11 protein-coding genes are annotated in these 11,769 nt (G+C 50.4%); 1 reads left to right on the top strand and 10 read right to left on the bottom strand.

All coding sequences use genetic code 11. The annotated features are described in order from the left end of the window. Positions 1–8: 8 nt before the first annotated feature. From Pla144_RS12910 to Pla144_RS12865, 10 genes are all read right to left on the bottom strand, one after another. Positions 9–317, bottom strand: a complete 309-nt coding sequence (locus Pla144_RS12910; RefSeq protein WP_146451111.1) for a hypothetical protein — start codon at positions 315–317, stop codon at positions 9–11. A 123-nt stretch (positions 318–440) separates the two neighbouring features. Continuing rightward, positions 441–989: a hypothetical protein gene (locus Pla144_RS12905; protein WP_146451110.1), complete on the bottom strand. Its 549-nt coding sequence runs from the start codon at positions 987–989 to the stop codon at positions 441–443. Between the two features lie 471 nt (positions 990–1,460). Further along, positions 1,461–2,000: a transposase gene (locus tag Pla144_RS12900; protein WP_231936344.1), complete on the bottom strand. Its 540-nt coding sequence runs from the start codon at positions 1,998–2,000 to the stop codon at positions 1,461–1,463. 103 nt (positions 2,001–2,103) lie between these two features. Further along, complete coding sequence (gene lepA / locus Pla144_RS12895; protein ID WP_146451109.1) at positions 2,104–3,900, bottom strand: translation elongation factor 4; 1,797 nt, start codon at positions 3,898–3,900, stop codon at positions 2,104–2,106. Positions 3,901–4,024: 124 nt separating this feature from the next. Next, positions 4,025–6,136 (bottom strand): hypothetical protein, encoded by a 2,112-nt coding sequence (locus Pla144_RS12890; protein WP_197530662.1) that lies wholly within the window; start codon positions 6,134–6,136, stop codon positions 4,025–4,027. A gap of 22 nt (positions 6,137–6,158) precedes the next feature. Continuing rightward, the gene (locus Pla144_RS12885) at positions 6,159–6,596 is read right to left on the bottom strand and encodes a hypothetical protein (protein ID WP_146451107.1); all 438 of its coding nucleotides are present in this window, start codon (positions 6,594–6,596) and stop codon (positions 6,159–6,161) included. Positions 6,597–6,672: 76 nt separating this feature from the next. Continuing rightward, positions 6,673–7,233: a hypothetical protein gene (locus Pla144_RS12880; protein ID WP_146451106.1), complete on the bottom strand. Its 561-nt coding sequence runs from the start codon at positions 7,231–7,233 to the stop codon at positions 6,673–6,675. 23 nt (positions 7,234–7,256) lie between these two features. Then, positions 7,257–8,369, bottom strand: a complete 1,113-nt coding sequence (locus Pla144_RS12875; RefSeq protein WP_197530661.1) for a DUF1559 domain-containing protein — start codon at positions 8,367–8,369, stop codon at positions 7,257–7,259. Positions 8,370–8,465: 96 nt separating this feature from the next. Then, positions 8,466–9,245 carry a hypothetical protein gene (locus tag Pla144_RS12870; RefSeq protein WP_197530660.1) on the bottom strand — a complete coding sequence of 260 codons (780 nt, stop codon included), beginning with the start codon at positions 9,243–9,245 and terminating at the stop codon, positions 8,466–8,468. A 178-nt stretch (positions 9,246–9,423) separates the two neighbouring features. After that, a complete protein-coding gene (locus Pla144_RS12865) occupies positions 9,424–10,032 on the bottom strand; it encodes a PEP-CTERM sorting domain-containing protein (protein WP_146451103.1) in 609 nt (202 codons plus the stop codon). Between the two features lie 576 nt (positions 10,033–10,608). Between Pla144_RS12865 and Pla144_RS12860 the strand changes: the two genes are divergently transcribed. Beyond that, positions 10,609–11,697, top strand: a complete 1,089-nt coding sequence (locus Pla144_RS12860; protein ID WP_146451102.1) for a substrate-binding domain-containing protein — start codon at positions 10,609–10,611, stop codon at positions 11,695–11,697. Positions 11,698–11,769: the final 72 nt, after the last annotated feature.

The raw sequence follows: 11,769 nt of genomic DNA, 5'->3' as shown, positions 1-11,769 counted from the left end.
GATGAGTTCTACAAGTGCACAGGAACCGAACGGACTTGCTCGCTTTCTGAGGGCGCTTGAGGAGGATCAATCCAAGGAATTTCCTGACCTGCTGCAAACAGTGTTGAAACACGCGCCTTGAATTCGCGCACCAGTTTGCCCAACACCTCCCGCTCCGAACTACCGCTGGTCTCGATCCCGGCCAGATTCGCCACCCTGCCGGTCACTGTTGCATCTTCGTTTTGGTGAACGTAGACAAGGCAAACAAATACTGGAACGTTGGGCCTGGAGTCGCCAGTGATCCCAAGTGAATCTGGAGTATCAGAATTCGGTTGCATAATCAATATTGGTTTGAAAGTTAGAGGGACTATCTCAGGCTCCAATCTCTGGTGAAGTGTATCAAAGGCAATTATACGACACTCCAAAAAAATTCGGCGACCTACTCTCGTTTCATTCCCTTTCTACTCAAGCTCGCCCTTCATTCGCTTATATGCCCAGTGTGCTTTTTCGTGTCTAGTGCCAAAATTAAGGCCAAAGGATGTGCCACCACCTCTCCAATCGTGGCCGGAATAGACGTTACCCCACGGAAACCTCCACTCAAGCGGCTTCTTGAGCGTTTCGTCTATTTCAGGAATCTGGTGAAACAAAAAGCTGCCACCTTTTGTCGGCTTTCCAAGAATCTGTTCGAGCAACTGGTCGTGAAAATGCTTTGCCTTCGATTCCACTTCTAACGAATAATTGGACCAATCCCAGTCACCTGGTGGATAGAGGTTGGCTGAAATATTTATGGATAGGAACATCTGGTCATAAAAACAGACACTGGCACTTAGCTCCTTGCCATCGTGGCATCCGCCTGAAAAGCGATAGTGAATATATGGCAAGGTTCCGTATTCTTTGCTCTCTGCGGAGGCAAAACCCGGAGTTTCTATAAATTCTTGTTGTGTAATCGACGGACTGATGGATAGGCCGTTTGGAAAGATAATTGTTCCATCGAGTTCATCGATACGCATAATTCAGGCAACTCACAACCAGTTGAGGTATTCCCTGTTTCAGGTCCACGAAAACTACTCCTAATCAAAATATAACAGTACCGCTCTAACATTTGCAATCGTATTTGTATTGCTATGAAGCATCAACTTATCGCCCGATTGCCCGAAACTGGCTGAGATTAAATTACACAGATGTGACACTAATTGTGCGGAAATCGATTCTTCCGAAACTGCACAGAATTCATCATCCGACTCGGTTTTAAGTCTCTGCGGATTCTCACTTCGAAGTGGCTTCACGTCTGTCCGATTCCATCGACGGTGGGTCTAAACTCCGGCCTTCGAGGACGGCGCTGGAAAGGGAATTATTTACGCCGAAGGCGTTGTGCCTCACAGCCCTGGGTTGTCACGGCGTCAGCCGTGGCTACCCAGGGTATATTCGTAAATCAAAGTTACCCCGAAGGGGTTGCGTCGCCATTGCCTAACGATTGCGATTCAATCCCACACGTACCGTTCGTCGAATTCGATTTCATGGCGCTCAAGCAGAAGCCGGAATTCCGCCTTGAAGTCGCGTTGCCGATGATGTTCCCGTTGGTTTTCAATGTAGGTTACAACGCGCTCAGTTTCGGATTGGCTCACTGAGAACGCACCGTATCCAGATTGCCATTGGAATTCAGCCAACTTGGGTTCCCGCTGCTTGATCCAAATCGACGTCACCCGTTTGAGTTCCTTGACCCATTCTGAAATCGTGATCGAGCGGCTCATTCGGCCCAGCAGATGGACGTGGTCTTCCACGCCGCCGACAATCAATGGGGGGCAAGCGAGTGTCTTTGACGCGCCGCCGAGTTGTTTGTGCATCTCCCCGCGTAATTCGTCATCCGCGAGGAATGGTTGTCGGTTCATTGTTGAAAAGACCAAGTGAACGGCAACGTTTGCGAGCGATTGTGGCATGACGAGACCCTCGGCATTGGCACGGTTGACATAACGCCTTCGGCGTAATTGATAAATGATTACCCACTTACCCAGGGTAGCCACGGCTGACGCCGAGGCAACCCTGGGCTGAATAACGTAACGCCTTTGGCGTACACTGCGAATTCAACCGCGAGGGTATGTTCCAGGTGAAGCATAGGACGCAAACCTAGTCATCATCCGCCCGCAGCACCGAGACAAATGCCTTCTGCGGGATGTTCACACTGCCGAACTGCTTCATCTTCGCCTTGCCTTTCTTCTGCTTCTCCAGCAGCTTTTTCTTACGTGTTACATCGCCGCCGTAGAGTTTCTCGGTGACATCCTTCCGGTAGGGTGCGACGGTGGTTCGTGCGATGATCTCGCCACCGATCGCGCCCTGGATCGGAATCTTGAATTGATGGCGAGGAATTTCCTTTGCCAGCTGTTCGCAGTAGTGCAAAGCGCGGGAGCGTGCTTTGTCGCGATGCACGAGGTACGAAAGCGTATCGACAGGCTCTTTGTTGACCAGGATGTCGACTTTCACAATGTCGGTCGTACGATACTCGATCGGCTCGTAATCGAACGATCCGTAGCCCCGGGTGAGCATTTTTAGCTTGCCGTAGAAGTCGAACAGTACCTCTCCGAGCGGCATGATGCTGGTGACTTCCAGCCGCTTGGCGGACAGGTAGTCCATCGTTTGACTCTCCGAACGATGCTCGCGGCACAATTCCATCACCCCGCCAACATACTCCTCGGGAGTGAGAATCGAAGCCTTAATATACGGCTCGCTGGCAGACTCGATGGACATCGGATCGGGCCAGTAGCTGGGGTTATCCACGTCGATCTCTGAACCATCTCTCAATGTCAGCTTGTACTTTACCGACGGAGCGGAGATCACCAGGCCGATATCGAACTCTCGCTGTAAGCGTTCTTGAATGACATCCAGGTGCAACAGGCCCAGAAACCCGCAGCGGAATCCAAAACCAAGTGCCGCCGAGCTATCTTTCTCAAAAGTCAGGGCCGCGTCATTGATCGCGAGTTTTTCCAGAGCCTTCGTGAGTTCCTCGTACTCGCCTGTATCCATCGGATAGATAGACGAGAACACCACCTGCCGGGCTGGCTGATAGCCGGGGATTGGCTCGTCCGCTGGCCGATCCAGTAGTGTGATCGTATCGCCTATTTCAATATCCTGCACACTCTTCACTCCAGCGACAATGTAGCCCACTTCGCCGGCGCTGAGTTGCTTGCGGGGATTGAGTTGGAACTGGTTGTAGCCAACTTCATCTACCTTGAAGTCGCGATCCGCATGCATGAAGTGAATCATATCGCGCGGTTTGAGGGTCCCCTCCATCACGCGGCATTGCAGTATCACGCCCCGAAACTTGTCGAAGTGCGCATCAAACACTAGCGCCTTCAAAGGCGCGCTGGGATCGCCCTGGGGAGGGGGCAGCTTCTCGACAATGCCCTGCAACACGGCTTCAATATTGATGCCGTTCTTCGCTGAAATCGGGATCGCGGCGAACGGGTCGAGTCCCAATTCCGCGTCAATCGCTTCCTGGGCCCGCTCGATGTCGGCCGACGGCAAATCGATCTTATTGATGATCGGCAGCAGTTCCAAATCGTGTTCCAAGGCCATATACAAATTGGCCACCGTCTGCGCTTCCACGCCCTGGGACGCATCAACAATGATCAACGCGCCTTCGCACGCCATCAGAGATCGCCGCACTTCATGCGAAAAATCCACATGGCCAGGCGTGTCAATGAGATTTAGCAGGTAGTCTTTGCCATCCGGACCGCAATAATTCAGCGTGATCGTATTGCTCTTGATCGTGATGCCGCGTTCGCGTTCGATATCCATCGAATCGAGCATCTGCTCATGCAGATCTCTCTGCGCAATGCCCCCGCAGGTTTGAATGAGCCTGTCCGCTAGAGTCGATTTGCCGTGGTCGATATGGGCAATAATACAGAAATTTCGGATGTGTTCCATAACTTAGTTTTAGCAGGAAACATCGCGTAGAATCAGGTGGCGGTGAGAAGATTATACGGCCACGCACTGAAAACCGCCCATCAGATTTGGCTATTCCCCTGTTTCGACGCGAACATTACCCGAGTCAAAACACTCTCAGCAAGATTCCCAAACCAATCGGCAGCAAGAGTGCGACCGTAGATGGCTCGGGTATAGCCAGACTTTGCCTCAAAGGGAGTGCCATCGAGACATTATTGCTGTGCTGCTTCCAGAGCAGAAGATCCTTTTCGTCCACAACGCCGTCAGCATTTCCGTCTGCTTCCAACGTGTTGAGTGGATAGAATCCCGTCGAACCATTTTGCCGTTGCCAGATCAAGAAATCCGCACCATCGGCGTCTCCATCGCCATCGAAGTCCCCTGGCGGATAGATGGAATCTAAGATTGCTTGAGCATCCTCGATTTCATAAGCCTTCAAATGCGCTGAGGCTTGATTCAGGAGCGATTGAGTCGTGGTGTTGCCGCTGAATTCCTTTCTTGCTCGGAATAGATCAAAGACGAGCTGCAACTCGGCCTCACCATAGGGAACTTCCGTAAACTCCTGAATTTGCATCAGGTAGGCAAAACCGGTCTCCACAGTGGGTTCAAAAATCGTCCCCTCGCCAAAATCATTGAACGTAGCAAGTTGGATGAAGTCCAGATCGTCACTGTACTGTCCCGCCAGTGCAAGCGTGTTGGCCAAAGTTTGTCCGTCGTCATGCGGAATCTCGAACGAAAAACCACCGAAGGCATCAAATCCAGGATACGCAACTCCGCCGACCGTCCCCAATCCAGGGGCCCGATTCTGATAAAAGCTCTCCAGTCGGGTCAAGTAATCGTCGGTCGCCTCATTCTCATAGATCCAAACATACTCTCCCGTAGCATTCGATCCCGCATCATTTTTTTCACCCCACAGTGGAAGCAGCTCGACGGGTTCTCCCGCCTGGGCCAAGATCGTGGTCCAGTTGGCAGGCTGCTGCTGGGTGATTGGGCCAAATACTGCCAACAGGGGGTCATCCCCTGCGCCGATGCGGATGTATTCAGGCTTGTTGAAATAGTTATCGCGAAGATAAGCGACGTTTGTCGCCACCTGACCTGTATTGGCAGCAAATCGATCTTCGAGAACAACGCCAAAATCCATCGCAAAATCGTCTGTCTTAGCAACGATAGCGTTGGAATTCTTGAGCAGACTGTTGATGTCGCCGTTCGTACCCTGGACGCCATACCAATCGATCAAGATCCCATCGACCCCTGCCATTTTCATCAGCAGCATATGATACTCGAGTACATCCGGATCGCTGGACTCGTAGGGACCAATCTTTGGATAGTATTTCGAAGCGATTTGCCGCTTGCCTTCGGCACTAATGTTGTTGGGATTGGTTGCTCCAAAACCAGTCCAGTGGCCTCCCCAGTTGTTGCCGGCACTTCCCCCCAAGCTTTGAGGCGTGTCAAACCATGGCATGTAGTGCATGTAGATTTTCTTCGAATTCGGACCTGGAGGTGGCGGCGGAGGAGGAGGCTCCTGGGCCTCGGTGATTTGGAACGCATTCAGATAGCCACTTCCACCATTGGCCCCTTGGAACCCAACATAGAGATTATTGTTCGCTTGAGGTGCCACCCCTTGAATCGTTACCACATTCGACTGGTTGTGCGACGCTCCAGATCCGACAAACAAGTTCGCGGAACTTACAGGGGTCGTGAACGTGTCATCGGTATAGATCGTGTATTTGGTGGTGTCATCGTTGTTGTATTTGTGCGAGCCAAAGAACGTCAGGTCGTAAGTCTTCGCTGGATCCAATTCTTGAATCTGAAAATTAGAGGAGACGTAATAGTCGTAAACCGCGTTTTGAACTCCCAAATTTCCTAGGGCTGCCGCATTGTAAACCGAGTCACTCGGACCATAAATATCCGTCGGGCCGGCTGGTCCGTTGTAGCTATCCGTTCCCGCCGCTGAACTGAAACCCAAGTCAACAGTGGTCGCATTGCCTTGGATGTCGAGCAAGTTGGGATATAGTGCTCCGGACCAAACGCTGTTCCAATAGTTTCCATTCACGTCGGGATTGGATACCGAGGCCCCCCGATAGCTATTGTCATTGCCAAGATCAATGAGAATCGTCTGCGCGCTTGCAGGGATTGAAATTGTGACCAACAGCAGCATCCCAAGCAACCAGGGAATACGCCCATGGATAGATCGTGTCACGTGCAACAATGTGTAAGTCATAAGTAGATTATTTCGTGCAATATCATCGACGTTGACGCGAGGCAGATTTCGGAGCGGAGTCCATGCTGATATCAAAAACATTGTCACCTTGCTGCACTTCGCACCGCAATCCTGAAGTCTTGGCACTGGCATACTTCGGATCAGAAATTCGTTTGCCAGAGGGTGTTCCCCCTGGAGTCTCGGAAGGAATAATCTGAGAAGCAGAGCAAGTGACTACATACTCACCAGGAGTAATTCCGCTCTGCGAGCCGGTAGAAAGCTTATAGATTCCATTCTCACCTACTACGCCCACTGCGGCAGCACCTGTTTTTGAAACGGGATGGAAGAATACCGTAGCGTGTACCCCGCTTCCACCTTGGAGAGGTTGGCCATCAACAGAAACCACGCCTGTCACTTGGGACAGATTGTTTCCGCAACCTGTCATCAGCAGGACAGTGACCATGAGCCCAAAGGTTCGCATATAGCTTCCAAATGCATCACAATTCACTTGAGAATATGACTGCTTTATTTTGTGGGCTAAGTCCGAGAACATCCAACTATTTCTCCTGTGTGTCCAACTGCTGCTTAGAAGTCTCTACTTGTTCAGTTGGAGAATCTAGCGAAGAATCAACAGCCTCAGCTTCCTTCTCAGACTCCTCCTGAGTCTCAGTTTCAGAAACCAGTTCCAGCAGAACTGCATTCTCCCCTGGTGTAACTGCAACACGTAAGCCGGAATCCGAACTGTTTGCATATCTGGCAGGAGTTACCCGTCGACCAACTGCTTGAGGGTTCTCCTCAGTAGCCTTCTGAATCTCGACCGCAGAGACCGTTACCAGATACACCCCAGGTGCGACAGTGGTAGAACTTCCCGCAGTGAGCTGAAATCTACCCTTAGGGTCGATCATCCCATTGAGCGTGGGGCCTTGCCGGCTGGCGGGCTGGAATACAACCGTTCCATGAACATTCTCATCGAGGTTCAGGGGCTTGCCATCCAAGGTGACTTTTCCAGTAATCTCAGTCCCCTGCGGACTACCACAACCAAGAAACAAACACAACGAGAAACAGAAGCAATGCCAGGTTCGTATCGTCTGCCATGATTTGGAATCACACTCTTGCACAGATCGCCTCCTCAGAACCCATATTAAAGACCCGTGCCCACGACCTCACTGCCGTTTCTCGTGCAGCTTGTGCGGTACAGTTCGTTATTCGTGTCTTCGGAAACAAACCTCACCGAACCATCGGCCAGTGCAAACTGAAGCCCACCAGGATGTCGACTGCGGAACCCTTGCTGATCCCACCAGGCATTGATATCCAATACCGAGGGATCAAAGCCAATCAAATTATTTGGTGGTATATTACAACTGCACCAACTGCTGTTCGAATAGTATGCAGCCGAATGGCGATTGTATTCAGGTAAGTCCTCGCCAATCATAAATGTATTGCTCGTACCATCAACGACATCCTTAAGCTTGACAGGACTTTGGAAGCTATGACGGAAGAATATGCCGCGACAGCGTGTATCGGCATGGCAATCTGTATCATCCAGCTGAAATCCCGTCAGCGAGACATCGCCTTGATAATTTCCGCTGGGATAGTCCGAGGCATCGTTGGAATAATTGGAACCCCAGGTCTTCCCCAGATAAGTGTCACCGAGAACTCCCTTATAATTTGTCACAGCGACAGTCGCTTTGGTCCATTGCCATTGGTCATCTCGAATCCTCGGACTGCCATCGGAAGGACAGGACAGCAGTGGCAGTTCTGTTACCATCAATTCTGGAACAGAGATTCCATTCTTCGTAGAAAACATACCCATGTTGGGTTGAGACCTATTAGGAGCAAAGTCCGCACGGAATTGTCCCTCGTAGGCGCCACCTTGCTTAAATCGATCGTATAACGGCTGCTGCTCGAGTTGGGGAAGAATTTCGACGGTCCAACCCACTGCTGATTGAGTTACACCTGATGGAGACTCATTGGGCCAGGCGGCTCCATAATTCAACGGAAAGTGCTTTCTGACGTCATGATGATTGAGCACACCTAGGGCAACGTTTTTCAAATTATTGCTGCAACTAATCCGTCTGGCAGCCTCGCGAGCAGCCTGAACCGCGGGAAGCAGCAAGGCCACAAGCACACCTATGATTGCAATCACCACCAAGAGCTCAACGAGTGTGAACCCCTGATTTCCAGACAACTTCGAGTGGCGACGATTCTGAATCCAAGCTGTCGCGCGGCACTTGCGAGGGCTGAATGATTTCAAGGTATTCTCCATTTTGATTCACTCAGAAGCGGACTGAGATATTATTAAAAAGTCGCACACCGCCTCAATCGTCCGGCGGTGTACGACGCTGCCCCATCAATTGATTGATTTGGAAGGCCTACGAAAACCGAGAGTACCGACACTCGCTAGAAGCGCCAACAAAATTGCCCCTGGCTCAGGCACGGCACCAAGGGTTGCCAATGGCCCTGGGCCGTAGTTGGATTGCCAATCCGTAAGACTCCCTACATTGGAGTCACGCTGCCATAGCAGAAAGTCATGACCATCGACGTCACCATCTTCGTCGAAGTCACCAGGAGTAATCGACGACTGGATGAGGTTCAGGTTATTCCACTCTAAGGTATATGCCCCCATTGTGCCGAAACTGCTAGGGTCTAACTGCATGTGCATAGAAACCAACATGTCCAAATCGAGGCCTGGCGTTGTCCCAGGAGCGCTAATCCATGTCGGCGAAGCGAGCAATTGCGTAAGGACATGATTTCCCAGTGTTTGCCCGAACCATGCATAATTATAGTAAGAACCATCTGCATCAACAAAACTAATAATCGGACCCAGAAGGCCGTCGGCTTCGGGGGGGCCGTAGATGGTGATGTCCAACTGAACATGGGTATTTCCAGCCCCTTGAATACCAAAGCCACTTATGTCCGTATAGTTGCTGCCGTAGCCTGTGGCAGTCACCGTGTAGAAATCTGGGCCTGATATAAGTATCGCACTGGGTTCATTCCACGAAGCGTAGGACTCATTCTCAAAGAAGGTATTGAAATCTGTGACCAACGTCTGTGCGTTGGTTTCTGAGACGAATGTCATTGTAGCAATGAGCGCCAAAGCCACTGCTGAGTGTTTCACTTTTCTGTTCATTGTAGTCGCTTTCCCTCTTTATGATTTCAAACACATTGACGATCAAATCAAGAATCAATGCGAACCGAATAGTTTTTGAACTGAAGGTCTATCCGACCCTTCGTATAGGAATAGTATTCACCATGCACTGCTGGACAACCCAGCAGTGCATGGCATTTAGCTTTCCTGAAAGTCTCGCTTAACGACGCCGAACTCCCATTAACAGACCAATACTGCTGGCAAGCAGTAATATTGAGCTTGGCTCAGGAATCGTGTTGATAAGCCTGAGATTCTCCCATTTAACCGTGTAAGCACCTGAAGTACCAAACCCACCCGGATCAAGCTCCATATGCATATGAGTCAGCGTATTAAGGTTCAGGTCAGGTTGAACGTCCATGGTTAGCACATGGCTTCCTAGAGTTTGTCCATACCAATTGAAGTGCTGATTCGTTCCATCATCATCGATGAGCTGGACAAGTGGGCCCAATTGACCATCTGCGGCTGGAGGTCCTTCAAGCGTGACCGTTAGCTCAAGTTTATTATTTCCAGCACCAACAATGCCAAGGCCTCCGATGTACTTGTAATTACTACCGTAACCCGTCGCCGTGATGTCGTAGCTATTTGGACCCGACACAATGGTCGATGAAGGCAACGCCCAGGACGGATACAAGGCGTCGGAGACAAAGTTATTAAAATCTGTGATAAGGGTGTCAGCCTTTACCTGCCCACTAGTACCAACCACGGCGCCCAGCGCCGCAGCGAAAGCCGCACAAAACATCATTTTTCTCATCATCGTTTCTCCCATCATTAGCTAGATTTCTACCCAATCAAACAAAGTTTCGATTAAGAAACATGCCAGACACGCACGCGCCTAAGTAAAGCATTTTCTTTATCTTGCGTTTCCGTACTTGATCTAAGCGGTATCCAATAAACTGCCACCACCCGCCCCGCACTCGGTTGGATTTCTAGTAAGAACATTCCGAAAACTACTCGCTCTCGACAGCGATCACTGAGATGAGAGGCCGCAAAAACTACAACTAAGATGTGCATCTTCATTGAAGAACAGCGGCAGACTTCACTCTTTGATCCGACTACTGCGACAAGGCATAAGTGTCTCCGAAAAGGCCTGACTTTTTCAAAGTGCGAAAATGCCGAGGAAAAGCAAGATTTATGTTATAGCATTATTGCACCTTGTAGCGTTTATGCTATACTGCGTTTTAGGGCTTGTCAATAAAAAAAGGGTTGATTTTTCAAACGAACCCGTTGACCCCGTAAAGGAGGCGATTTCCTAGCGATTTGTCGACGAAGTTCGCTATTACTTTTTCTCCGGATATCTGGAACGACTCATGAAACTGAGACTATTGCTCGTCTCCTGAAACTCAATATGCCGCCAATAGCAAAGTTCACCGAAGTAATGACTGTCATCGAGCGAAGAATTCGCGAGGGTGACTACTTACTTGATAGCATCCCTGGTGAACGCAAGATTGCAGAAGAGACCGGTGTCAGCTACATGACAGCCCGACGAGCGGTGCTGAAGCTGATCGATAACAAAGTTCTCATCCGCGACACTTCGGGAAGTCTCGGTATCCATCCCTCGTACGTTAAGCGCGCGAAGCCTGCCGAGGTCGTGCTACTATATCCGGCTTATCCTTCGACCTACCTCACTCAATTGCGTGGACTGGTATCCGACTTCGCCGAGAAACGCGGTATTCGACTCCGACCGGCGCAATTTGTCCACTGGGATGAGAAGACGGTGCTCGAAGCCGCTGCGCAAGCTCGCGGGACCTTTGTCATTCCGCACGGACCTGGAATGCCTGCCAGACTCATTGAAGCATTTCGAGAAAACAAAGTCGTGATTCTCGATGGCGATTTCTCTTCCGAAGGCCTGCCTTCTATTCGACTTTTCTCCGACTCTTGTGTTGAAGAAGTACTCGAGCACCTCTATCGGCTCGGCCATAGGCATATCGATTGCGTAAACACGCAGAATCGCAATCCAGAAATTGAACGTCGCATTGATATTTGGCAGTGTTGGCTTAAGGAGCGTCGTCTCAAAGGTCAGCTCTGGGACAAACCGGCTGCTGAATTCACGGATCCAACCATCGTTTCTTATAACTTGGCGGCCAGACTGGTCGATGAACAAAAGGTGAAGTCCACGGCGATGATATGTACGACATGCCCTGCTGCCATCGGCATGATGCGGGCTTGCTGGGAGCGAGATATTCGCGTGGGGAAAGATCTCTCTATCTGCTCGGTTAACATCGAGCCCCCTGCCGAATTCTTTTGCCCCTCGATTACAGGTTTGAAGCTACCCGATCTATCTGATGTCTTGGAAAAATGTGTCAATTGGATGTTCAGCACCAAGTCGTATCATGGCTCTCATTTGCTTGAGCCGAACGAACCGGCCCTCTTCGAAGGGGAATCGACTGCAAAACCTATTCGAAGAAGCTCCTCGCGATTAGTAGAACTAGGATAATCACCTCCAATCGAGATCCCGGCGAACCAACTTCCTTTCTTGCTTCCCATTACAAATTCCTTCTCGACTACC

Source organism: Bythopirellula polymerisocia (assembly GCF_007860015.1).
In the GTDB taxonomy this organism is placed as follows: Bacteria; Planctomycetota; Planctomycetia; order Pirellulales; family Lacipirellulaceae; genus Bythopirellula; species Bythopirellula polymerisocia.
The sequence above is the reverse complement of the archived record's forward strand: the minus strand, read 5'-3'. Positions and strand labels throughout refer to the sequence as shown.

What these genes read in the sequence shown, in the direction of transcription:
- Pla144_RS12910 (WP_146451111.1), bottom strand. Translation starts at nt 317, where the DNA reads ATGCAACCGAATTCTGATACTCCAGATTCACTTGGGATCACTGGCGAC.
- Pla144_RS12905 (WP_146451110.1), bottom strand. Translation starts at nt 989, where the DNA reads ATGCGTATCGATGAACTCGATGGAACAATTATCTTTCCAAACGGCCTA.
- lepA (WP_146451109.1), bottom strand. Translation starts at nt 3,900, where the DNA reads ATGGAACACATCCGAAATTTCTGTATTATTGCCCATATCGACCACGGC.
- Pla144_RS12890 (WP_197530662.1), bottom strand. Translation starts at nt 6,136, where the DNA reads ATGACTTACACATTGTTGCACGTGACACGATCTATCCATGGGCGTATT.
- Pla144_RS12885 (WP_146451107.1), bottom strand. Translation starts at nt 6,596, where the DNA reads ATGCGAACCTTTGGGCTCATGGTCACTGTCCTGCTGATGACAGGTTGC.
- Pla144_RS12870 (WP_197530660.1), bottom strand. Translation starts at nt 9,245, where the DNA reads ATGAACAGAAAAGTGAAACACTCAGCAGTGGCTTTGGCGCTCATTGCT.
- Pla144_RS12865 (WP_146451103.1), bottom strand. Translation starts at nt 10,032, where the DNA reads ATGATGGGAGAAACGATGATGAGAAAAATGATGTTTTGTGCGGCTTTC.
- Pla144_RS12860 (WP_146451102.1), top strand. Translation starts at nt 10,609, where the DNA reads ATGCCGCCAATAGCAAAGTTCACCGAAGTAATGACTGTCATCGAGCGA.